A 21,426-nucleotide genomic window follows, 5' to 3' on the forward strand; every position below is an offset into this window, starting at 1 on the left:
ATTTCTCCTTAAACACTGAACAGGGCGCCGTGCGCGCCACATGCGCAGGCACGGTTGGCCTTACGACTTTAGCGCATGCCGCAGGGTACGGCATGTCGGTTTCATGACTTGGGCCAATGGGATAGATAGCCCGCCGCCGCTCAGGTCAGCAGGCTGACGCCGGGCAGATCGCAGGCGTAGACGGCATTGCGCAGCGCGGCAATCGCTTCATAGCGGGTGAAGCTGCGGCGCCACACCAGCACGACACGGCGGCTGGGCGGCGTATTGCCGTCGTCGCCACGGATGGGCAGGTAGCGGATGTGCGGATCGTCCGAGCTGCGGCGGCGCTGCGTGACCAGGGCTTCGCTGGGCACGGACAGGCGGGGCACCAGGGTCACGCCCATGCCCGCAGCCACCATGTGCTTGATGGTTTCAAGGGACGAGCCCTCGAAGGTGCGGCGGATGCCTTCGGCATTGCTGGCGTAGCGCGCGAACTCGGGGCACACGTCCAGCACATGGTCGCGGAAGCAGTGGCCCGCGCCCAGCAGCAGCATGGTCTCGTTCTTCAGCTCGGTGGTGGTCACCGATTCCTGCTGCGCCAGCGGGTGGGCACTGGGCACGGCGGCCATGAAGGGCTCGTCGTACAGCGGCGCCATCGCCAGGCCGGTGTCGGGGAAGGGTTCGGCCACGATGGCGCAATCGATCTCCCCGGTGCGCAGCATCTCCAGCAGCTTGACGGTGAAGTTCTCCTGCAGCATCAGCGGCATCTGCGGCGTCATCTTGATGGAGTTGCGCACCAGCTCCGGCAGCAGGTAGGGGCCGATGGTGTAGATCACCCCCAGCGTCAGCACGCCCGACAGCGGGTCCTTGCCGCGCTTGGCGATTTCCTTGATCTCCGCCGCCTGTTCCAACACACTTTGGGCCTGCCGCACGATGGACTCGCCCAGGGGCGTGACCGAGACTTCGCCCGCGCTGCGCTCGAAAATCTTGACGTCCAGCTCCTCTTCCAGCTTCTTGATGGCCACCGACAAGGTGGGCTGCGACACATAGCACGCGTCTGCAGCGCGACCAAAATGCTTTTCTCGGGCTACGGCAACAATGTATTTCAGTTCAGTCAGTGTCATGGGCGGAACGTGCGCCTATCGCAGTTCGTGGGTTGAAAGTGCAAAGCGGGGATGTAATCGAATGTATAGCAGGCTGGCTTTCTCTGCACGGCCGCATGCCTGATTATTTCGCCCAAACCCGCGCTTGTCCTACGCCTTGAGAAACTCGGACTTGGCGCCCAGCCAACGCTGGATGTGCAGGTCCGCCAGGTGCGGGTAGCGCTGCAGCATGGTGGGCGCCAGCTCGCGCGCCCATTCCAGCAGGGCCACGTCCCGCTCCAGGTCGGCAAACCGCAGCAAAGCATCCCCGGACTGGCGGGCGCCCAAAAACTCGCCAGGGCCGCGGATTTCCAGGTCGCGCCGCGCGATCTCGAAGCCGTCGTTGGTCTCGGCCATGGCGCGCAGCCGCTCCTTGCCGGTGTCCGACAGGCGGCCGTTGTCGTTGACCGCATACAGCAGCACGCAGGCCGAGGCCGCAGCACCCCGCCCCACCCGGCCGCGCAGCTGGTGCAGTTGGCTCAGGCCGAACCGCTCGGCATGCTCGATCACCATCAGGCTGGCGTTGGGCACGTCCACCCCCACCTCGATCACCGTGGTTGACACCAGCACGCCCATGATGCCGGCGGTGAACAGCTCCATCACGGCCTTCTTCTCGGCCGTGGGCATGCGCGAGTGCAGCAGGCCCACCATCACGCCAGGCAGGGCCTCGCTCAGATCGGTGTGCGTGGCCGTGGCGTTCGACAGGTCCAGCGCCTCGCTTTCCTCGATCAGCGGGCACACCCAGTACACCTGCCGCCCGGCCGCCACCTGGGCGCCGATGCGGGCGATGACCTCGTCCTTGCGGCTGTCCGAGATGACCTTGGTCACGATGGGCGTGCGGCCCGGTGGCAGCTCGTCGATCACCGACACATCCAGGTCGGCGTAATAGCTCATGGCCAGGGTGCGTGGGATGGGCGTGGCGCTCATCATCAGCAGGTGCGGCTCCAGCCCGGCGTGGGCCAGCTTTTGCCGCAATGCCAGGCGCTGGGCGACGCCAAAGCGGTGCTGCTCGTCGATCACGGCCAGGGCCAGGTTGTGGAATTCCACCTGCTGCTGGATGACCGCGTGCGTGCCCACCACCAGGGCCGCCTCGCCGCTGGCGACCAGGGCCAGCATGGCGGCGCGCTCTTTCTTTTTCTGTGCGCCGGACAGCCAGGCCACCTTCTTGCCCAGCGGCGCCAGGATGGGCTCCAGCCAGCCGACCAGCTTGCCGAAATGCTGCTCGGCCAGGATTTCCGTGGGCGCCATCAGCGCACACTGCCAGCCCGCAGCGATGCAGACCATGGCCGACATGGCCGCCACCACGGTCTTGCCCGAGCCCACATCGCCCTGCAGCAGGCGGTGCATGGGCAGGGGGCGGGCCATGTCCTCGGCGATCTCGCGGCACACGCGCTGCTGGGCCCCGGTCAGGCCGAACGGCAGCTGCTGCAGAAACTGCTCCACCAGCGTCAGCGTGCCCGGGGCGGGCGTGGGCACCGTCAGCACCGGGGCCTTCAGCAGCGCCCGTTCGCGCTTGGCGCGGAACTGGGACAGCTGCTGGGCCAGCAGCTCCTCGGCCTTCAGGCGCTGCCAGGCCGGGTGGCTGTGGTCTTCCAGCGTGGCCAGGGCCACGTCGGGGGTCGGGTGGTGTAAAAAATGCAGCGCTTCGCGCAGGCCCATCAAGGGCTGCAGGCCATTTTCACCCCAATAGTTCGTCACAGGCGGCGGCGTGCCAGGCGGCAGGGTTTCGGGCAGTTGCACGCGCTGCATGGCACTGGCGATGGCGCGGCGCAGGTAGGGCTGGGGCAGGCCGGCCGCCGTGGGGTAGACCGGCGTCAGGGCCTGGGGCAGCTCGCCGCCGGCGGCCTTGAACGCGGGGTGCAGCATCTGCCGCCCCCAGAAGCCGCCCTTGACCTCGCCCCGGATGCGCAGCACCGCGCCCACAGCCATGCTCTTTTGCTGCGAGGGGTAGAAGCTGAAGAAGGTCAGCACGCATTCGCCCGTGCCGTCGTCCACCGTCACCTTGAGCATGCGGCGCGGGCGCAGTTGCACCTCGCACTGCGTGACCGTGGCCTCGATCTGCACCGTGTCGCCATCGCGGGCGTTGCGCAGCAGGGTGATCTTGGTTTCGTCCTCATAGCGCAGCGGCAAATGCAGCACCAGATCAATGTCTCGCACCAGCCCCAGCTTGTGCATGGCTTGCTGGGCGGGGCTGGGCGCAGCCTTTTTGGCAGAGGGAGAGGTTGAGGGCGGCATGAATCTTTGAGGCTTGCAAAACACCTGTCGGCGCGAAAAGGCTAACATGTGCTTAGACGTTTCTAAACGTTGCTTCCCCTGTCCAGCGCGCATTTATGCTGAAAAAAATTCCTATAGAGCATCTGCAGATCGGCATGTATGTCCACGACCTGTGTGGATCATGGCTGTCACATGCTTTCTGGCGCACCTCGTTTGCCGTCGACAAGCCGGAAATTCTGAACAAGCTGCGCACAGGGGCCGTGCAAGAGGTGTGGATTGACACCAGCCGTGGGCTGGATGTGCCCGGCAGCAGCCCTGCCAGCGCCCCCCCTGCCGCCCTTGCGGCCTTCACACACGACACCACCCCGGCAACGCTGGGGCAGGAGTTGCAGCGTGCCGCAGCCCTGTGCGCGGAGGCGCGCGACGCCGTGCTTCACATGTTCAGCGAAGCACGCATGGGCCAGGCTGTGGACCTGAATACGGCAGACACACTGGTTAGCGCCGTATGCAGTTCGGTGGAGCGCCACCCGAATGCCCTCATCAGCGTGGCACGGCTGAAAACCGCCGACAACTACACCTACATGCACAGCGTGGCCGTATGCGGCCTGATGGTGGCGTTGGCCCGCAAGATGGGCATGGATGCTGCGCAAGTGCGGCAAGCAGGCATGGCCGGCCTGCTGCATGACATGGGCAAGGCACATTCCCGCCTGGAAATTCTGAACAAACCTGGCGCATTGACCGACGAAGAGTTCAAGCACATGCAGCAGCACCCGGTCAAAGGCTACGTCATGCTGCAGGGGGTGGTGGAAGACGAAGAGGTGCTGGAAGCCTGCCTGCACCACCATGAGCGCATGGATGGCAAAGGCTATCCCCATGGGTTGTCTGCGCCAGAGCTGCGCCCCATCACCCGCATGGCAGCCATTTGTGATGTGTACGACGCCATCACCTCCAACCGCCCGTACAAACAAGGGTGGTCGCCAGGTGTGGCCCTGCAGCGTATGGCGCAGTGGTCCCCCGCGCACCTGGATGCGCACATTTTCGAAACCTTTGTCAAAACCATTGGCCTGTATCCCATCGGCAGTCTGGTGCGCCTGCACTCAGGCTTGCTGGGCGTGGTCTGTGCACCGACGGAAAACAGCATCTCCACCCCGTATGTGGTGGCGTTTTATGACATCGCCGCGCAGCGCATGCTGCAGCCTGCCAAGCTGCTGGACCTGAACAAACTACCCCAGGAACGCATCGTAGCCAGCGAAGACCCGGCGCAATGGCCCTTCACCAATCTGGAAGCCCTGTGGCAAAAAGCCGCAGCCAGCGCGGGCTAACGCCCTCCATCGCTTTGCGGGCATGCACGTACGGCGGCTGTGCTCAGGCCCACTTCATCAGTACAGGCCATGATGTCTGGCATCGGGACTATGCAGCGTTGCAGAGGGGGCAGCGCAGACCGCCTGCCTGCGCAAGCACTCATCACCCTGGGCAACGCCCCATCGATAACCGATAGCCCTAACAGCCCTGCTCAGGGCGCGCGGCCCTCGGCGGGGGCGGTCTGCAGCAGCTGCAGCTTCATGGCGCAATTGCGGCCCCGGCCCTTGGCCTGGTACAGCGCCTCGTCGGCGCCCCGCAACAGCAGCTTGGCCCCGGCGATCGTTGGCACCATGCTGTAGGCCCCAGCGCTGATCGTGACCACCTGGGCCGCCTGCGAGCTTTCATGCACCCAGCCCAGGGCGCGCACAGCCTCCACCATGCGCTGCGCCACGGCATAGGCGCCGTCCAGGTCGGTGTCGGGCAGGATCACGGCGAACTCCTCACCGCCGTAGCGCGCCACCAGATCGGTCTCGCGGTGCACGCAGCCCTGGATGGCCTGGGCCACGGCCTGCAGACAGGCATCGCCTTGCAGGTGCCCGTAGCGGTCGTTGTAGCGCTTGAAATCGTCCACATCGACCAGCACCATGCCCACCGGACGCACGCTGCGCCGGGCCATGGCACACACCTGCTCCAGGCGCTCGTTGAAGTGCGCGCGGTTGGCAATGCCCAGCAGGGCGTCGGTGCAGGAATAGGCCTTGAGGCGGGCATTCGCCGCCTCCAGCTCACGCGTGCGCCGCGCCACGCGGGCCTCCAGCGTCTGGTTGGCCAGCGCCAGCTGCGCGTTCTGAGCCGACAGCGCGGTGTAGAGCTTGCCGATCATCTTCAGCAGCGCCTGTGTGCCGTTGTCGTGGTTGCCGCGCTCCTTGTCGTAGGCCGCGGCCGGGGTTATGCCCTGGCGGATGGACTTGATCTGGCGCGCCATGGACTGGTCGATGCCCAGGATGTGCAGACCCAGCCAGGAGGTCAGAAAGCCGACCAGCGTGGTGGCGGGGTCGGTCATGGTGGTGCGCTGCGCCCACAGCATGATGACCTGCTCCACGAACTGCTGGTGCATGCTGTGGTGGCTTTCGACGTGGCGCGGGTCCACGGCGTACTGGGCCATCAGCGCTTCCTCTTCCTGGAAGTGGTGCTCGGTGTACGAGAGCAGGCGCGCGTAGGTATCGGCCAGCACCACCTCACGGTCGCTGCGCTTGGAAAACAGGCCCTGGCTCAGCTCGTTGAACAGGTCCACCAGCGCATGGTGCTGCTCGTCCACGGCATCCAGGTCCGTCACGAAATGCTGGTCCCATGCGAAAGAGGTGTCCATGAAGTGCAGTCATCCAGAGGGGGAGTCTGTAATCAAGTGTAAGGATGTTTTACCGCCCGGCTGTGACCCGCATCAAAGGAAACGGTCTTCGTGCCTAGGGCTTACCCGAGGGCATCAGGGACATTGCCGGCCACTTGCCGCGCAGGGCGCTGCAGATTTGCGAGAATCGCGGTCTTTGGTTTTTTCACCTTGGAACGGGCTTGTCAGGCCCTCAAGCACACGCATGTCTCTCAGCCCCCGCGCGCACACGCTCAGCGATTTCGACTTTGTGCTCCCCGAGCACCTGATTGCCCAACACCCGGCTGCCGAGCGCAGCGCCTCCCGCCTGCTGGATGCACGCGCGCCGGAGCTGGTGGACCGTATCTTCAAGGACCTGCCCGGGCTGCTGCACGAGGGCGACCTGCTGGTGTTCAACGACACCAAGGTGGTCAAGGCGCGCGTCTTTGGCGAGAAGGCCAGCGGTGGCAAGCTGGAGCTGCTGATCGAGCGCGTGCTGCAGGGCAACGAAGTCGTGGCCCACATGAAGGTCAGCAAGAAGCCCCTGCCCGGCGCCCGCATCCACCTGTGCGGTGGCCTCCAGGGCGGCGGCTTTGACGCCGTGCTGCTGGGCCGCTGGCCCGACGAGAGCGGTCCGCTGTTCCGCTTTGCCCTGACCGGCGCCCGCGGCGAAACGCCCTGGGAGCTGATGGACCAGTTCGGCCACCTGCCGCTGCCACCCTACATCGAGCGCCAGCAGAACGCCGAGGTCGATCCCGACGCGGCCGAGGACACCGAGCGCTACCAGACCGTCTTCGCCAGCCACCCCGGCGCCGTGGCCGCGCCGACGGCGGCGCTGCACTTCGACGACCAGGTGCTGGCGGCGCTGAAGGCCAAGGGCGTGGAGACCGCCGCCGTGACGCTGCACGTGGGCGCGGGCACCTTCCAGCCGGTCAAGACCGAGAACCTGGCCGAGCACCAGATGCACAGCGAGTGGTACAACATCCCGCTCGAGACCCTGGCCGCGCTGGAGCGCTGCCGCCAGCGGCGCGGGCGCATCATCGCCGTGGGCACGACCAGCGTGCGCACGCTGGAGTCCTGGGCGCGCACCGGCCAGATCACGGGCGACACCAACATCTTCATCACGCCAGGCTTCGAGTTCCGCGTGGTGGATGCACTGATCACCAACTTCCACCTGCCCAAGAGCACGCTGATGATGCTGGTCAGCGCCTTCGCGGGCTACCAGCACATCATGCAGGTCTACCAGCACGCGATCGCCCAGGGCTACCGCTTCTTCAGCTATGGCGACTCCATGCTGCTGGAGCGCCGCCGCTGAGCCAGCAAAAAACATAGCTGCCAGCGCTGAAAGCAAAAGGACTTCAAGATACAAACACCTTGAAGTCCTTTTTTCATGCGCGCCAGGCGCTCACTTTTTCAGCAGCACCGCCTCAGGCGAAGTAGTGGCACAGGCGCTGGCCCTTGACCTCGTGCACCGACACTTCCAGCCCGTACAGGCTGGACAGCACCGCATCCTGCACCACCTGCAGGGGCGAGCCCTCGTAGGCCACGCGCCCGTCCTTCATGGCCAGGATGTGGTCGGCGTAGCAGCTGGCGAAGTTGATGTCGTGCAGCACCACCACCACGGTCTTGCCGCGCTCGTCCACCATGCGGCGCAGCAGGCGCATCATGCTGACGGCGTGCGCCATGTCCAGGTTGTTCAGCGGCTCGTCCAGCAGGATGTAGGGCGTGTCCTGGCACAGCACCATGGCGATGTAGGCGCGCTGGCGCTGGCCGCCCGAAAGCTCATCCAGAAAGCGGTCGGCCAGCGGCTCCAGCTGCAAGAAGGCCAGGGCCTCGTCGACATGGCGCAGGTCCTCGCCCGTCATGCGCCCCTTGCTGTGCGGGAAGCGGCCAAAGCCCACCAGATCGCGCACCGTCAGGCGCAGGGCCGACTGGTTGTCCTGGCGCAGGATGGCCATCACCTTGGCCAGCGCGTCGCTGGCGGTCTTGCCCACGTCCAAGCCGGCCACGCTGGCCGTCCCCGAGGTGATCGGCGCCAGGCGGCTGACCAGGGCCAGCAGCGTGCTCTTGCCCGCGCCATTCGGGCCGATGATGGCCGTCAGCTGGCCGGCCGGAATCTGCACATCCACCCCGTGCAGCACGGTCGTCGTTCCGTGGACTTTCACCACCTTGCGTGTTTCGATCATTGCTTACCCTTGCGCATCAGCAGGTAGATGAACACCAGCCCGCCGACAAATTCCACCACCACCGACAGGGCGGAGTTGAAGCCCAGCACCCGCTCCAGCACCACCTGCCCGGCCAGCAACAGCACGCAGCCCCACAGCACCACCGCCGGCAGCACCCAGGCGTGGCGGCGTGTGCCCATCCACTGGTAGGCCATGTTGGCCACCAGCAGGCCGAAGAAGGTGACTGGGCCGACCAGGGCCGTGGAGATGGCCACCATGGCGCACATCACCACCAGCAACTGCAGCACCTGGCGCTGGTAGTGCACGCCCAGGTTGACGGCGGCATCGCGCCCCAGGGCCAGCACATCCAGCACATGGCGGCGGCGCCAGAAGAAGGCCGTGCCCAGCGCCAGCACCACCAGCGACGGCAGCAGCAGTTGCGTGTGGATGGTGTTGAAGTTGGCGAACATGCGGTCCTGCAGCGTCGCGAACTCGTTGGGGTCGATCATGCGCATGGCAAAGCTGGTCATGCTGCGAAACAGGATGCCCATCACCATGCCCACCAGCAGCATCAGGTGCAGGCTGCTGGCGTGGCCGGTGAACAGCCAGCGCATCAGCCCCACGCTGAGGGCCACCATCAGCACGATCTCCAGCCCGTACTTGGGCAGCAGGCCCAGCTGCACCACGCCCACGGAGCCCAGCACCAGCACCAGCACCGCCTGCAGGAACAGGTACAGCGCATCCAGCCCCATCACTGCGGGGGTCAGGATGGTGTTGTGCGTCACCGTCTGGAACACCACGGTGGACATGCCCAGCGCACAGGCCACCACCAGCATGGTCAGCGCCTTGGTGCCCCGGTGCTGCAGCACGAAGGCCCAGTCGGCCTCCACGCCCAGCGTCATGAAGGCCAGCAGCGTCACCGCCGCCAACACCGCCAGCGCCATCAGGCGCACACCCTGGCGCGACCAGTTGCGGGTCCAGGCCCCGGCCTGCAGGGCCTTGCTTGCATCGCCAGCCATGGCGTCACTCCGGCCGCGCCCGGCGGCGCAGCAAAATCACCAGGAACAAGGCACTGCCCACCACGCCCATGACGGTGCCCACGGGCACCTCATACGGGGCGATGACAAGGCGGCCAAACAGGTCGCACAGCAGCGTCAGCGCCGCCCCGGCCAGGGCCACCCACAGCACGCTGCGGCGCACGTTGTCGCCCAGCACCAGGCGCACCACGTTCGGCACGATCAGGCCGACAAACGGGATCGCGCCCACGGTCACCACGATGCAGGCCGTGACCACCGAGACCACGATCAGCCCCTGCAGCACCAGGCGCTGGTAGTTCAGGCCCAGGTTGGTGGCAAACGACTCGCCCAGCCCGGCCACCGTGAAACGGTCGGCCGCCAGACAGGCCAGCACCGTCACGCCCAGGGACAGCCACAGCAGCTCGTAGCGGCCTTCGACCACCACGGAAAAATCGCCGTTCGAGAACGCACGCAGCGACTGCAGCATGTCGTACTGGTAGGCCAGGAAGGTGGCCGCTGCCTCCAGCACGCCCGCCAGGATCAGGCCCACCAGGGGCACGATCCAGGCCGAGCGCAGGCGGATGCGCGACAGCACCGCCATGAACAGGGCCGTGCCGGCCATGGCCGTCACCGCCGACACGCCCATCTTGGCCAGCACCGACCACTGCGGCGCCCACAGCATGCACACCAGCATGCCCAGGGTGGCCGACTCGACCGTGCCCATGGTCGACGGCTCGACAAAGTGGTTGCGCGCCAGCATCTGCATCAGCAGGCCGGCCACGGCCATGGCGCTGCCCGCCAGCATCAGCGCCAGCGTGCGCGGCACGCGCGCGTACATCAGCACCTGGGCCACCATGTCGTCCTCGTGGCGGGACCACAGCGTGTTCCACGACACGTCGCTGACGCCGACCGCCAGGCTCCACAGCGCCAAAGCAAAAAGGGCCACGAGGGCCCCTGTCCACGCCAGCGCCATGCGCCCGGCGGGTGTGTGTTTATGCGGAGAAGGCATCGGACAGCTGCTTCAGGTTCTCCTTCAGGGCGGCCGGGCCCGCGTTGGACAGCGTGTACCAGTTGGCCGCATTCAGGTAGACCACGCGCTGCTGGCGCCAGGCCTTGGTGGCATGCACCAGCTTGTTGTCCAGCAGCTTCTTGGCCGCATCGCCGTCCTTGCCGATGGCGGCGTCACGGTCCAGCACCAGCAACCAGTCGGGGTTGGCCTTGAGCAGGTATTCAAAGGACACGGCCTGGCCGTGCTTGGACACCTCGATCTTGTCCTTGGTGGGGCTGATGCCGAACACCGAGTACAGCATGTCGAAGCGCGAGCCGGGACCGTAGACGCTGAGCTTGCCGCCGTTGGTCATCAGGAACAGCGCCCCACCCTTGCCGGCGGCCTTGGCCTTCAGCTCAGCGATGGCCGCCTCGATCGACTGGATCTGCTGCTCGCCCTGGTCGGGCACGCCATAGATGGCCGCGATGCTGCGGATGTTGCGGTACACGTGGGCCATCTGGTTCTGGTTGTCGATGGTCACGTCCAGCACCGGGCCGAACTTCTTGAGCTCGTCGATCTTGGGCAGGGTGCGGTTGCCAGCGATGATCAGGTCGGGCTTGAGGGCCTTGACCTTTTCGTAATCGGGCTCGAACAGGCTGCCGATCTGCGGGTACTTGGCGCTGTCGCGGTACTTGCGCAGCAACTCGGGCACGGCCTGGTTGGGCACGCCCTGCACCTCGCCGCCCAGGGACTGGATGATGTCCAGCGCGCCCAGGTCGAACACCAGCACGGTCTTGGGCCGGCGCGGCACGCTCACCTCACCCGTGTTGTCCTGCACCTTCAAGGTCTCTGCCGCCTGGGCCACCGCCCAGGGCATGGTTACCAGCACCCCCAAGCCACCCAGCACATGGCGGCGCGTCAACAAGCCGTTCATCAATTCTTCCCTTGTTCAAGGCCGGCACTTCCCACCGGCACTGCGGTGCATTATATGAGAATAATTCTCAATAAGACTGGCATGGGTTTTGTAAAGTTGCGCAAAGCCACGCCGCGCTGATGCAGGTCAGTCCCGGGGCACCCGGTGTCGCCCCCTCGACAGCGGCACCGCCGGCAGCCCGCGCCACTGCCCGGCGCCGCCACCCCAGCCCCTACAATCGCCAGCCGTGCCGGCCGCATGCGCCCGCACCCAGGCAGCCCTGCCGCCCGCCGCCCCCGCCGTGGCTGCGGGGATGTTTTTGCAGAAAGTGGGTGGACTGGATGTCCTCCGTCTCCGGGTGTGCGCCCGCCATCTCCCCCGCCCGGGCCGCGCTGACCGGCATCGCCCTGACCGTCGCGGCCTGCGCCCTGTTCGCACTGCTGGACAGCGGCACCAAGTTTGCCGGCCAGTTTCTGCCGATGCTGATGGTGGTCTGGCTGCGCTTCGTGGCCCAGGCACTGGTGACCACGGCCGTGGTCCTGCCGCGCCAGGGCCTGCGCGCCCTGCGCACCCAGCACCCGAAGTTCCAGCTGGGCCGCGCACTCAGCGGGGTGCTGACCACGGTGTTCGCCTTCTACTGCATCCAGCACATGCCGCTGGCCAACTTCACCGCCGTGTGGTCGGCCGGCCCCTTGCTGATCGTGGTCGCCTCGGCCCTGCTGTTTGGCGAAAAAGTGAGCACTGCACGCTGGACCCTGCTGGTGATCGGGCTGATTGCCGTCATCGCCATCGTCCGCCCCGAACAGGATGGACTGCCCCTGGGCTGGATGGCCCTGGCCCCGGTCGGCGTGCTGCTGTGCGGCACCACCTACCAGTTGCTGGGCAGCCGCCTGGCGCGCCTGGACCCGCCCACCACCACCCAGCTGTACACCACCTGGCTGCCGGTGCTGGCGACGGCCCCGCTGATCCCCTGGCTGTGGGAGCCCGTGCCCCACTGGCAGGTCTGGGCCGCCGTGGGCCTGATGGGCTTGTGCAGCGGCGTGGGCCACCTGCTGCTGCAGCAGGCCTACATCCACGCCACACCGTCGGTGGTGTCGCCCTTCCTCTACAGCCAGATCGGCTTCGCCATGCTGATGGGCTGGCTGTTCTTCGACCAGCGCCCGGACGGGCTGTCCCTGGCCGGGATCGCGGTGATCCTGGGCTGCGGTCTGGTCAATATCTGGCTCAGCGTGCGCGGCCGGGGCTAACCGGCCCGCCGCAGCCGGTTCGGCCTCAGGACAGGCGCACCAGCCGCCCCGTGATGCGCTTGACCACGGGGATCACCAGCAGCACCGTCGGGAAGGCCACGGCCCAGGCCAGCAGCCAGGTGCCGGGCCAGGCGGCCAGGGCCGCGCGGCTCCAGCCCAGGGCGCGCACCAGGTTCACCATGCAGATGATGCCGGACATCATTCCGGACATCAGCAGTGGCATGACGATCAGGGCGTACTTGGGCGGCAGCTTGGGAATGCGGCCGACGATATAGGGCGAGGGTGTCGACATAGGCCCGTCAGTATCCGTGCTGCTGGCGGAAATCGCGCGCCTGACTGAAATGGCCGTTGCCGATGAAGGGCACGGGCGGGCGCAGCGCCGACAGGGGCGAGGGGTGGTTGCTCATCAGCACCAGATGGCCACGGTCGGCGGGGATCAGCACGCGCTTGGACTGGGCATGGCTGCCCCAGAGCATGAACACCGTCGGCTTGCCCTGCTCGGCCACCTGGCGGATCACGGCATCGGTCAGCACCTCCCAGCCGCGCTTGCTGTGGCTGGCGGCCTGGCCCTCTTCCACCGTCAGGCAGGTGTTAAGCAGCAGCACGCCGTTGTGCGCCCACTTGACCAGCGAGCCCCCGGGCTGCGGGAAGGGTGGAAACGGCACGCCCAGGTCGCGCTGCATTTCCTTGAAGATGTTCAGCAACGACGGCGGCAGGCGCACGCCGGGCGCGACCGAGAACGCCAGCCCCTCGGCCTGGCCCCGGCCGTGGTAGGGGTCCTGGCCCAGGATGACCACGCGCACGTCCTCGGGCGCCGTCAGCTCCAGCGCCCGCAGCGGTTGGGGCGGGAAGATGACCGCGCCCGCCGCCAGGCGCTGCTGCAGGTAGCCCAGCAACTGCTGGCCGGTGGCCGAGGCGAAGTAGGCATCGACCACCCCCTGCCAACCGGGCGCGACGCGCCAGTCGCCGGGGTCGGCGCTCATCAATTGCGTAGCGGTTTGCGCAGGTGTATTGGTCATTTCAGAACGTTTTCTCTACAAAAAGCTGGAGCGACCAGCGCTGACTGCTCCTGCTTGGGGAGTGCCTGGCGGCCCACCGCGTACGGCGCCCGCCGCCAGTGCCCCTCCAACCACGCGCCCGCGCCCGCCACTCGGGCGGGCTGCGACGGTCACAGTCACGGCCCGTGGGCTGGCGGGCGCGCAGACGGGCACAGGCCCGCCGGCCGTCAGGCGAACAGCTTGGCCAGCGCCTCGCCGGGTTCCTTGGCGCGCATGAAGGCTTCGCCCACCAGGAAGGCGTCGATGCCGGCGTCGCGCATCGTCTTCACATCGGTCGTGGTCAGGATGCCGGATTCGGTCACCAGCAGGCGGTCGGCCGGCACCTCGGGCTTGAGCATGATCGAGGTCTGGATGTCCACCTCGAAGGTCCGCAGGTTGCGGTTGTTGATGCCCACCAGCGGCGTCTTGAGCCGCAGCGCGCGCTGCAGCTCGGCGCCGTCGTGCACCTCCACCAGCACGGCCATGTCCAGGCTGAACGCGATCTGCTCCATCTCGGCCATCTGCGCATCGTCCAGGCAGGCGGCGATCAGCAGCACGCAGTCAGCGCCCATCACGCGCGATTCGTAGATCTGGTAGGGATCGACCATGAAGTCCTTGCGCAGCACCGGCAGCAGCGTGCTGGCGCGCGCCTGCTTCAGGTAGTCGGGCTGGCCCTGGAAGAACTGGCGGTCCGTCAGCACCGACAGGCAGGCCGCGCTGAGCTTGCCGTTGCCCACCATGTAGCTCTGGGCGATGTCGGCGGGATCGAAGTCGGGGCGGATCACACCCTTGCTGGGGCTGGCCTTCTTGATCTCGGCAATCACGCCGGCCTGGCCCTGGGCGATCTTGGCGCGGATGGCGCCGACAAAGTCGCGCGTGGAGACACGGCTTTCCGCATCGCGGCGCACCTCGGCCAGCGACGTGGCCTTCTTGGCGGCGGCCACTTCCTGCACTTTGACGTCGCAGATTTTTTTCAGAATGTCGGACATGTGTTTTCCTTGTGTTCGGTGGCGGGCCTGCCGCGGGGGCCGACCGCCTTGTGGTCTATTGTCGGCGTTTTGGCGGCAGCAGCCGCGAGCCCGAGCGGCGGATGCCCAGGCGCGCCACCAAAGCGTCCACCAGCGCATCCACGTCCTGCTGCACCGCCTGGGCGCCAGGGAGCACGCCCAGGCTCCAGGCGGCGGCCGGCTCCAGCTGCAGCACGTCCATCGGCTGCGCGCGCGGATCGGCGGGGGTGCCAATGCGCGCCAGCGTCCGCTGCGCCACATCGATGCGCCAGCCGTTCCATTCCAGGGGCAGACCCAGGTCCTCGGCCGGATCGCGCGGGTGGCGCCAGCGGTAGACGCCCCCGCTGGCCACGGCCAGCGCCACCGTCAGCGCCCAAACCTGCCGGAACGCCAGCACCGCCCCCAGCGCAAACAGCGCCACCTGCCACAGCGGGCCGTGCTCCCCGCGCCACAGCCGGCCCGGGCGGCCGTGGGCCAGCCGCGCGGGCAGCCAGAGCTCGGCATCGGTCTGCACCTGGCGCAGCACGGTGCCCAGCAGCGGGTACGGTTCGGGGGGCGGGGCCGTGGGCATCAGCGCCGAGCCGGATGCACCACCAAAAGCAGGACGGCGGCCACGCAACTCAGGCCGTCAACGCGCCGCTGTAGGCCACCAGCTGCTTCAATTTCTGAAGCGCTGCGCCGCTGTCCAGCGCGGCCTGGGCACGCTGCAGGCCGTCTTCGATCGACGCCGCCACATTCGCTGCGTACAGCGCCGCGCCGGCGTTCAGGCAGACGATGTCGCGCGCCGGGCCCTGTTCGCCCTGCAGCACGCCCATCAGCATGGCCTTGGATTCCTCGGGCGTCTCCACCTTCAGCGCGCGCGTGCCGGCCATGCGCAGGCCGAAGTCCTCGGGGTGGATTTCGTACTCGCGCACCACGCCATCCTTCAATTCACCCACCAGGGTGCCGGCGCCCAGGCTGATTTCGTCCAGGCCGTCGCGGCCATAGACCACCAGCGCATGCTCGGCGCCCAGGCGCTGCAGGGCGCGCACCTGGATGCCGACCAGGTCTTCGTGGAACACGCCCATCAGGATGTTGGGCGCACTGGCCGGGTTGGTCAGCGGGCCCAGGATGTTGAAGATGGTGCGCACGCCCAGTTCCTTGCGCACCGGGGCCACGTTCTTCATGGCCGGGTGGTGGTTGGGCGCGAACATGAAGCCGATGCCCACGTCGCGGATGCAGTCGGCGATCTGCTCGGGCGCGAGCATGATGTTCACGCCCAGGGTTTCCATGGCGTCGGCGCTGCCGCTCTTGCTGCTGACGCTGCGCCCGCCGTGCTTGCTGACCTTGCCGCCGGCCGCGGCGATCACGAAGGTGGCGCAGGTGGAGATGTTGAAGGTGTTGGCGCCGTCACCGCCGGTGCCGACGATGTCCACCAGGTGCGTGCGGTCGTGCACATGCACCTTGTTCGAGAACTCGCGCATCACCTCGGCGGCGGCGGAGATCTCGCCAATGGTTTCCTTCTTCACACGCAGGCCGGTGAGGATGGACGCCGTCATCACCGGCGAGAGCTCGCCGCGCATGATCTGGCGCATCAGCTCCAGCATTTCGTCGTGGAAGATTTCGCGGTGTTCGATGGTGCGCTGCAGCGCTTCCTGGGGGGTGATGCGGGGCATGGTGGATCCTGTGCTATCGGTTGCGAAGCTGCCTGCGCTGGCTGTTTGCGGCTTTCAGATAGTTATGGCTTGGAAAACCAGAGACAACGCACGCCAGCAGCTCTCAAAAACAAAGGGCCGCCTGCTGGGTGGCAGTGCGGCCCGGGTGTCACTTCTGGTCGAGGAAGTTCTTGAGCATGGTGTGACCGTGCTCGGTCAGGATGCTCTCGGGGTGGAACTGCACCCCCTCCACGGCCAGCGTCTTGTGGCGCACGCCCTGGATTTCGCCATCCTCGCTGGTCGCGGTGATGGTCAGGCACTCGGGCAGGGTGGTGCGGTCGATCACCAGCGAGTGGTAACGGTTCACGGTGAACTGCGCCGGCAGGTCGGCGAACACGCCCTGCTGGTCGGTGGTGATGACGCTGGTCTTGCCATGCATCTGCTGCTGCGCGCGGATGATGTCGCCGCCAAAGGCCGCGCCAATGCTCTGGTGGCCCAGGCACACGCCCAGCACCGGCAACTGGCCGGCGAAGTGCTGGATGGCCGCCACCGAGATGCCGGCCTCCGCCGGCGAGCACGGCCCGGGCGAGATCACGATGCGCGTGATGCCCTGCTCGGCCACCAGGGCGATCACCTCGTCCAGCGTGGCCTCGTCGTTGCGCACCACGGTCACGTCCGCCCCCAGCTCGCCCAGGTACTGGACGATGTTGTAGGTAAAGCTGTCGTAGTTGTCGATCATCAAGAGCTTCATGCCGCACTCCCCGCGCTGTCGTCCTTGGGCGCCAGGCCGGCGGCGCGCAGGCGCGCCAGCTCCTGGTGTTCGTAGTCGATGTAGCACTCCATCATGGCGCGGTACAGGCGCTCCATCAGGTCGGGGTTGCCGCCCTGGGCCTCGGCCATGGGCCGCACCCGGTCGACGATGGCCTGGATGCGCGCTTCATCGCGCACCAGCCCTTCGTCGTTCTTTACGCGCGCCGCCTGGGTCATGTAGCCGCTGCGCTCCACCAGCAAGGGCACCAGGATGTCGTCCAGCGCATTCACGCCGGCGCGCACCTCGGCCATGCTCTGGCACTGCTTCACATTGTCGATGGCTCGGCTCATTCCAGACCTTCCTCTACCAGTTCCGCCGCACGCAAGACCGCGCGGGCCTTGTGTTCGGTCTCTTTCCATTCCATTTCGGGCACCGAATCGGCGACCACGCCGGCCGCCGCCTGCACGTACAGCGTGCCATCCTTGATGACGCCAGTGCGGATGGCGATGGCCATGTCCATGTGGCCCGCAAAACTCAGATAGCCCACCGCACCGCCGTAGATGCCGCGCTTGGTTGGCTCCAGCGCATCGATCAGCTCCATGGCGTGCACCTTGGGCGCGCCCGACAGCGTGCCGGCCGGGAAGGTGGCCTTGAGCACGTCCATGCTGGTCATGCCGTCCTGCAGGATCCCCTCCACATTGCTGACGATGTGCATGACGTGGCTGTAGCGCTCGACCACGAAGGCCTCGGTCACCTTGACGCTGCCGGTCTTGGCGATGCGGCCGATGTCGTTGCGCGCCAGGTCGATCAGCATCACGTGCTCGGCCCGCTCCTTGGGGTCGGCGATCAGCTCCTGCTCGGTGGCCTTGTCCTTCTCCGGCGTGGCACCGCGCGGGCGCGTGCCGGCCAGGGGGCGGATGGTGATCTTCTCGCCCTCTTCCACCTTCTCCTGGCGCACCAGGATCTCGGGGCTGGCGCCCACGACCTGGAAGTCGCCGAAGTTGTAGAAGTACATGTAGGGGCTGGGGTTCAGCGAGCGCAGCGCGCGGTACAGGCTCAGCGGCGATTCGGTGTAGCGCTTGTGGATGCGTTGGCCCACCTGCACCTGCATGAAGTCGCCCGCCGCAATCAGTTCCTTGGCGCGCTCCACGGCGGCCAGGTAGTCGGCCTTGGCAAAGCTGCGCTCGGCCGGGTGGCTGTCGCCGCCCTTGATCTGCGGCACGCTGACCGAGTAGCGCAACTGCTCCTTGAGCTGGCGCATGCGCTTCTTGGCGCGGCTGTAGGCCTCGGTCTCGGCCGGGTTGGCATAGACGATGAAGTACAGCTTGCCCGAGAGGTTGTCGATCACCGCCACCTCTTCGCACAGCAGCAGCAGGATGTCGGGTGTGCCCAGCGTGTCGGGCGGGCAGGACTGCTCCAGCTTCTTCTCGACGTAGCGCACGGCGTCATAGCCGAAGTAGCCGGCCAGACCGCCGCAAAAACGCGGCAGACCCGGCACCAGGGCCACACGGAAGCGCTGCTGGTAGGCGGCGATGAAGTCCAGCGGATTGCCGGCGTGCGTCTCCACCACCACGCCATCGGTCACGACCTCGGTCTGGGCCGCCGCACCAAAACCGCTGGAGCGCAAGAAGGTGCGTGCCGGCAGGCCGATGAAGCTGTAGCGGCCAAAGCGCTCGCCACCGACCACGGACTCCAGCAGGAAGCTGTGCTTGCCATCGCCCTGGGCATGGGCCAGCTTGAGGTAGAGCGACAGCGGGGTTTCGAGGTCGGCAAACGCCTCGCTGACCAGGGGGATGCGGTTGTAGCCTTCGCTGGCCAGGCTTTTGAATTCAAGTTCTGTGATCACAGAGCAGGGTTCCCATTCGGGGCAGCACACTGCGCAAGGGTCATGCCGGGCAGGCGCTGCGATTCATTCAAACCGTCCGCGGCGGTGGCGGACAAGGGGGCACCCGTGCAAACGGGCGCGATCAGACGGTCATGGCGGCAGGCTTACGCCAGGGCCAGGCTCCCCGGTCCGCGCAACCTGTGATGAACACGTAGTGAATGAACATAGCGGCCAAGTGTAGCGCATTGCACCACCGCCCCCAAGCGCTGGCCGGCGATGGTGGGCCTCGCCGCTTGCGCGTTAGTCCCGAGGGCGTTTTCCCGCAAACCACCCGGCCGGTAGTTGTGGGGCACCCGGTGTCCGGCCGACAATGGCTGTCAAAAAGCACGGTCGTGCCAACAACACCTGAACCCGGAGACTCCACCATGCCTGCTGCCCCGCTCCTTCCCCTGCTGCCACGCCTGCGCCGGTGGGCCCTGGCCCTGCTGGTCATGGCCGGCAGCGCCAGCCTGCCCGCCCTGGCCCAGGGCAGCGAGCCGGCGGAACTGGCCGTGCACCCGGCCACGGCGCAGGTGGACGGCCACAACCTGCAGCGCAACGGGGCCGGCATCCGCTACAAGGCCATCTTCAAGGTCTACTCGGCAGCGCTGTACCTGGAAAAGCCGGCGGCCTCGCTGGAGGCCATCGGCCTGCTGACCGGCCCCAAGCGCATCACCGTCAGCATGCTGCGCAGCATCAACGCCGCAGAGCTGGGCACGCTGTTCGCCCATGGCATGGAGGACAACATGGACAAGCAGCAGTTCTCCAAGCTGATTCCCGGCGTGGTGCGCATGAGCGAAGTCTTCAACCGCCACAAGGAACTCAAGGCCGGCGACCGCTTCACCCTGGACTGGCTGCCCGGCAAGGGCATGGTGATCAGCGTCAACGGCAAGCCCGAGCCGGCCGAATTCACCGAGCCCGAGTTCTACCAGGCGATGCTGGGCATCTGGCTGGGCCCCAAGCCCGCGGACCGCGGCCTCAAGCAGGCGCTGCTGACCGCCGCCCCCTGAGACGCGCGCCGACCAGCGGCAACTAACGCAATCCGCCGCATTCGACAAGCTTGTTTCTACGCAAAACACATCGCAGCAATCGCTGACAAAGTAGCCCCTCACTTTTCCCTGCCCTGCCGATGCAGGTCGGGGCGCGCGCAGACAGAATGATCAAGGGGAGATTCCATGCGACTGCTTCAGCACATCACGGTCACACGCCGCCTGGGCGGACTGGTGACCATGGCCATACTGACCTTGCTGGCCCTGGGGGCCGGCCTGAGCCTTTCCGAACGCAGCCTGCTCTTGCAGGAGCGCCAAAACGGGGTGCGCCAGACCGTGGAAATCGCCCACGGTCTGATTGCCCACTTCCACCAGCAGGCCGCACAAGGCAAGATCAGCACCGAAGAAGCCCAGGCCCGGGCCCTGCAAAGCCTGGCCGCCCTGCGCTACAGCGGCAATGAATACTTCTGGGTCAACGACATGCACCCGCGCATGATCATGCACCCCGTGCGTCCGCAACTGAACGGCCAGGATGTCAGCGGCAACAAGGACCCGACCGGGCGAGCGCTGTTCATCGACTTCGTGAACATCGTCAAAAAGGACGGCGCGGGCTTCCACAGCTACCTGTGGCCCATGCCCGGCAGCGATGAACCGGTGGAAAATATCTCCTACGTGATGGGCTTCCAGCCCTGGGGCTGGGTCGTGGGCTCGGGCGTGTACATCGACACCGTCAACGCCGCCTTCCTGCAGCGCATGATCGGCGCCGCCGCGGTCAGCGCCGCGCTGGCACTGCTGCTGGTGCTGCTGGGCTGGCTGATCTCGCGCAGCATCCTGCGCCAGCTGGGCGACGAGCCGGCCGCGCTGCTGGCCGGCACTGAGCGCATGGCCCAGGGCGACCTGAGCACCCCGATTGCCCACCGCGGCGACGCCCGCAGTGTGGCCCAGGGTCTGGAGCACATGCGCACCCACCTCGCGGACATCGTCCAGGGCGTGCGCCACAGCGCCGAACACGTCACCCTGGCCAGCCAGGAAATCGCCCAGGGCAACCACGACCTGTCCGGCCGCACCGAGGAACAGGCCAGCGCCCTGGAGCAGACCGCCGCCTCCATGGAGCAGGTGGGCAGCACGGTGCGCCAGAACGCCGACAACGCGCGCCAGGCCAACCAGTTGGCGCTCAACGCCAGCCAGGTGGCGCAGCAGGGCGGGCAGGTGGTGCAGGAGGTGGTCACGACCATGCGCGGCATCAACAGCGCCAGCCAGCGCATTGCCGACATCATTGGCGTGATCGACGGCATCGCCTTCCAGACCAACATCCTGGCGCTGAACGCCGCCGTCGAGGCCGCGCGAGCGGGCGAGCAAGGCCGCGGTTTTGCCGTGGTCGCGGCCGAGGTGCGCAGCCTGGCGGGCCGCTCGGCCGAGGCCGCCAAGGAGATCAAGACCCTGATCACGGCCAGCGTCGAGCAGATCGCCCAGGGCTCGGCCCTGGCGGACCGCGCCGGCCACACCATGGCCGACGTGGTATCCGCCATCCGCCATGTGAATGACATCGTGGGCGAAATCAGCGCGGCCAGCGCCGAGCAGAGCGCAGGCGTGGGCCAGATCGCCGAGGCCATCACCCAGATGGACCACAACACCCAGCAAAACGCCGCCCTGGTGGAGCAAAGTGCGGCCGCCGCGAACGGCCTGAAGATGCAGGCCGAGCAATTGCTGCAGGCCGTCTCCAGGTTCCGCCTGGCCTTGCAGGCCACGCAGCCGGACCGCGCTCCGGCCGCCGTAGTCGCTGCGCCCCGCGGGGGTGCGCGCGGCCCCCACGCC

Annotated in this window: 20 protein-coding genes; 5 read left to right on the top strand and 15 right to left on the bottom strand. The window is 67.0% G+C overall.

Features of this window, described 5'->3' with window-relative positions; all coding sequences use genetic code 11:
• Nucleotides 1-140: 140 nt before the first annotated feature.
• Together SJH88_RS04295 and recG are read right to left on the bottom strand one after the other, a co-directional pair.
• Nucleotides 141-1,103 (bottom strand): LysR substrate-binding domain-containing protein, encoded by a 963-nt coding sequence (locus tag SJH88_RS04295; RefSeq protein ID WP_274753685.1) that lies wholly within the window; start codon nt 1,101-1,103, stop codon nt 141-143.
• Nucleotides 1,104-1,232: 129 nt separating this feature from the next.
• Nucleotides 1,233-3,356, bottom strand: coding sequence for an ATP-dependent DNA helicase RecG (recG, locus tag SJH88_RS04300; protein ID WP_274753686.1), 2,124 nt, complete (start codon nt 3,354-3,356; stop codon nt 1,233-1,235).
• A 95-nt stretch (nt 3,357-3,451) separates the two neighbouring features.
• On the opposite strand from recG, the gene SJH88_RS04305 reads away from it, so the two are divergent.
• Complete coding sequence (locus SJH88_RS04305; protein WP_274753687.1) at nt 3,452-4,657, top strand: cyclic di-GMP phosphodiesterase; 1,206 nt, start codon at nt 3,452-3,454, stop codon at nt 4,655-4,657.
• A 191-nt stretch (nt 4,658-4,848) separates the two neighbouring features.
• Here the strand turns inward: SJH88_RS04305 and SJH88_RS04310 are convergent, their stop codons facing one another.
• Complete coding sequence (locus SJH88_RS04310; RefSeq protein ID WP_274753688.1) at nt 4,849-6,003, bottom strand: GGDEF domain-containing protein; 1,155 nt, start codon at nt 6,001-6,003, stop codon at nt 4,849-4,851.
• A 223-nt stretch (nt 6,004-6,226) separates the two neighbouring features.
• On the opposite strand from SJH88_RS04310, the gene queA reads away from it, so the two are divergent.
• Nucleotides 6,227-7,315 carry a tRNA preQ1(34) S-adenosylmethionine ribosyltransferase-isomerase QueA gene (queA, locus tag SJH88_RS04315; RefSeq protein ID WP_234687141.1) on the top strand — a complete coding sequence of 363 codons (1,089 nt, stop codon included), beginning with the start codon at nt 6,227-6,229 and terminating at the stop codon, nt 7,313-7,315.
• A gap of 112 nt (nt 7,316-7,427) precedes the next feature.
• Here queA and SJH88_RS04320 read toward each other — a convergent pair whose 3' ends face one another.
• The 4 genes from SJH88_RS04320 to SJH88_RS04335 are packed head-to-tail and all read right to left on the bottom strand — an operon-like array spanning nt 7,428 to nt 11,103.
• Nucleotides 7,428-8,186, bottom strand: coding sequence for an iron ABC transporter ATP-binding protein (locus SJH88_RS04320; protein ID WP_042417502.1), 759 nt, complete (start codon nt 8,184-8,186; stop codon nt 7,428-7,430).
• Nucleotides 8,183-9,184 carry an iron chelate uptake ABC transporter family permease subunit gene (locus tag SJH88_RS04325; protein ID WP_390887319.1) on the bottom strand — a complete coding sequence of 334 codons (1,002 nt, stop codon included), beginning with the start codon at nt 9,182-9,184 and terminating at the stop codon, nt 8,183-8,185. The genes SJH88_RS04320 and SJH88_RS04325 overlap by 4 nt, the downstream gene beginning before the upstream one ends.
• A gap of 4 nt (nt 9,185-9,188) precedes the next feature.
• Nucleotides 9,189-10,190: an ABC transporter permease gene (locus SJH88_RS04330; protein WP_197504838.1), complete on the bottom strand. Its 1,002-nt coding sequence runs from the start codon at nt 10,188-10,190 to the stop codon at nt 9,189-9,191.
• Entirely contained in the window at nt 10,174-11,103 is a 930-nt protein-coding gene (locus tag SJH88_RS04335) for a siderophore ABC transporter substrate-binding protein (RefSeq protein ID WP_042417511.1), read from the bottom strand. The genes SJH88_RS04330 and SJH88_RS04335 overlap by 17 nt, the downstream gene beginning before the upstream one ends.
• Before the next feature lie 320 nt (nt 11,104-11,423).
• On the opposite strand from SJH88_RS04335, the gene SJH88_RS04340 reads away from it, so the two are divergent.
• A complete protein-coding gene (locus tag SJH88_RS04340) occupies nt 11,424-12,329 on the top strand; it encodes a DMT family transporter (protein ID WP_274753689.1) in 906 nt (301 codons plus the stop codon).
• A 25-nt stretch (nt 12,330-12,354) separates the two neighbouring features.
• Here the strand turns inward: SJH88_RS04340 and SJH88_RS04345 are convergent, their stop codons facing one another.
• The 8 genes from SJH88_RS04345 to trpE form a co-directional block, all read right to left on the bottom strand.
• Entirely contained in the window at nt 12,355-12,621 is a 267-nt protein-coding gene (locus tag SJH88_RS04345; RefSeq protein WP_045265932.1) for a DUF2798 domain-containing protein, read from the bottom strand.
• A 7-nt stretch (nt 12,622-12,628) separates the two neighbouring features.
• Nucleotides 12,629-13,348, bottom strand: a complete 720-nt coding sequence (locus SJH88_RS04350) for a uracil-DNA glycosylase (protein ID WP_274753690.1) — start codon at nt 13,346-13,348, stop codon at nt 12,629-12,631.
• 206 nt (nt 13,349-13,554) lie between these two features.
• The gene (gene trpC / locus SJH88_RS04355) at nt 13,555-14,355 is read right to left on the bottom strand and encodes an indole-3-glycerol phosphate synthase TrpC (protein WP_043383809.1); all 801 of its coding nucleotides are present in this window, start codon (nt 14,353-14,355) and stop codon (nt 13,555-13,557) included.
• A gap of 55 nt (nt 14,356-14,410) precedes the next feature.
• Nucleotides 14,411-14,944 (bottom strand): hypothetical protein, encoded by a 534-nt coding sequence (locus tag SJH88_RS04360; RefSeq protein ID WP_274753691.1) that lies wholly within the window; start codon nt 14,942-14,944, stop codon nt 14,411-14,413.
• 49 nt (nt 14,945-14,993) lie between these two features.
• A complete protein-coding gene (gene trpD, locus SJH88_RS04365; protein WP_274753692.1) occupies nt 14,994-16,028 on the bottom strand; it encodes an anthranilate phosphoribosyltransferase in 1,035 nt (344 codons plus the stop codon).
• A 148-nt stretch (nt 16,029-16,176) separates the two neighbouring features.
• Nucleotides 16,177-16,758 (bottom strand): aminodeoxychorismate/anthranilate synthase component II, encoded by a 582-nt coding sequence (locus tag SJH88_RS04370; protein WP_274753693.1) that lies wholly within the window; start codon nt 16,756-16,758, stop codon nt 16,177-16,179.
• Nucleotides 16,755-17,108: a chorismate mutase gene (locus SJH88_RS04375; protein WP_042417536.1), complete on the bottom strand. Its 354-nt coding sequence runs from the start codon at nt 17,106-17,108 to the stop codon at nt 16,755-16,757. The genes SJH88_RS04370 and SJH88_RS04375 overlap by 4 nt, the downstream gene beginning before the upstream one ends.
• Nucleotides 17,105-18,604 (bottom strand): anthranilate synthase component I, encoded by a 1,500-nt coding sequence (trpE, locus tag SJH88_RS04380; protein ID WP_274753694.1) that lies wholly within the window; start codon nt 18,602-18,604, stop codon nt 17,105-17,107. Before trpE ends, SJH88_RS04375 begins: the two co-directional genes overlap by 4 nt.
• Before the next feature lie 404 nt (nt 18,605-19,008).
• On the opposite strand from trpE, the gene SJH88_RS04385 reads away from it, so the two are divergent.
• Nucleotides 19,009-19,632 (top strand): chalcone isomerase family protein, encoded by a 624-nt coding sequence (locus SJH88_RS04385; RefSeq protein WP_274753695.1) that lies wholly within the window; start codon nt 19,009-19,011, stop codon nt 19,630-19,632.
• Nucleotides 19,633-19,797: 165 nt separating this feature from the next.
• The coding region (locus tag SJH88_RS04390) for a methyl-accepting chemotaxis protein (protein ID WP_274753696.1) at nt 19,798-21,426 on the top strand (1,629 nt) is incomplete at its 3' end.

The organism is Comamonas sp. GCA5 (assembly GCF_036541385.1).
GTDB classification, from domain to species: domain Bacteria; phylum Pseudomonadota; class Gammaproteobacteria; order Burkholderiales; family Burkholderiaceae_C; genus Comamonas; species Comamonas aquatica.

Bases quoted from the DNA above. Each gene is read 5' to 3' on its own strand.
- SJH88_RS04295 (WP_274753685.1), bottom strand. From the start codon at position 1,103: ATGACACTGACTGAACTGAAATACATTGTTGCCGTAGCCCGAGAAAAG.
- recG (WP_274753686.1), bottom strand. From the start codon at position 3,356: ATGCCGCCCTCAACCTCTCCCTCTGCCAAAAAGGCTGCGCCCAGCCCC.
- SJH88_RS04305 (WP_274753687.1), top strand. From the start codon at position 3,452: ATGCTGAAAAAAATTCCTATAGAGCATCTGCAGATCGGCATGTATGTC.
- SJH88_RS04310 (WP_274753688.1), bottom strand. From the start codon at position 6,003: ATGGACACCTCTTTCGCATGGGACCAGCATTTCGTGACGGACCTGGAT.
- queA (WP_234687141.1), top strand. From the start codon at position 6,227: ATGTCTCTCAGCCCCCGCGCGCACACGCTCAGCGATTTCGACTTTGTG.
- SJH88_RS04320 (WP_042417502.1), bottom strand. From the start codon at position 8,186: ATGATCGAAACACGCAAGGTGGTGAAAGTCCACGGAACGACGACCGTG.
- SJH88_RS04325 (WP_390887319.1), bottom strand. From the start codon at position 9,184: ATGGCTGGCGATGCAAGCAAGGCCCTGCAGGCCGGGGCCTGGACCCGC.
- SJH88_RS04330 (WP_197504838.1), bottom strand. From the start codon at position 10,190: ATGCCTTCTCCGCATAAACACACACCCGCCGGGCGCATGGCGCTGGCG.
- SJH88_RS04335 (WP_042417511.1), bottom strand. From the start codon at position 11,103: ATGAACGGCTTGTTGACGCGCCGCCATGTGCTGGGTGGCTTGGGGGTG.
- SJH88_RS04340 (WP_274753689.1), top strand. From the start codon at position 11,424: ATGTCCTCCGTCTCCGGGTGTGCGCCCGCCATCTCCCCCGCCCGGGCC.
- SJH88_RS04345 (WP_045265932.1), bottom strand. From the start codon at position 12,621: ATGTCGACACCCTCGCCCTATATCGTCGGCCGCATTCCCAAGCTGCCG.
- SJH88_RS04350 (WP_274753690.1), bottom strand. From the start codon at position 13,348: ATGACCAATACACCTGCGCAAACCGCTACGCAATTGATGAGCGCCGAC.
- trpC (WP_043383809.1), bottom strand. From the start codon at position 14,355: ATGTCCGACATTCTGAAAAAAATCTGCGACGTCAAAGTGCAGGAAGTG.
- SJH88_RS04360 (WP_274753691.1), bottom strand. From the start codon at position 14,944: ATGCCCACGGCCCCGCCCCCCGAACCGTACCCGCTGCTGGGCACCGTG.
- trpD (WP_274753692.1), bottom strand. From the start codon at position 16,028: ATGCCCCGCATCACCCCCCAGGAAGCGCTGCAGCGCACCATCGAACAC.
- SJH88_RS04370 (WP_274753693.1), bottom strand. From the start codon at position 16,758: ATGAAGCTCTTGATGATCGACAACTACGACAGCTTTACCTACAACATC.
- SJH88_RS04375 (WP_042417536.1), bottom strand. From the start codon at position 17,108: ATGAGCCGAGCCATCGACAATGTGAAGCAGTGCCAGAGCATGGCCGAG.
- SJH88_RS04385 (WP_274753695.1), top strand. From the start codon at position 19,009: ATGCCTGCTGCCCCGCTCCTTCCCCTGCTGCCACGCCTGCGCCGGTGG.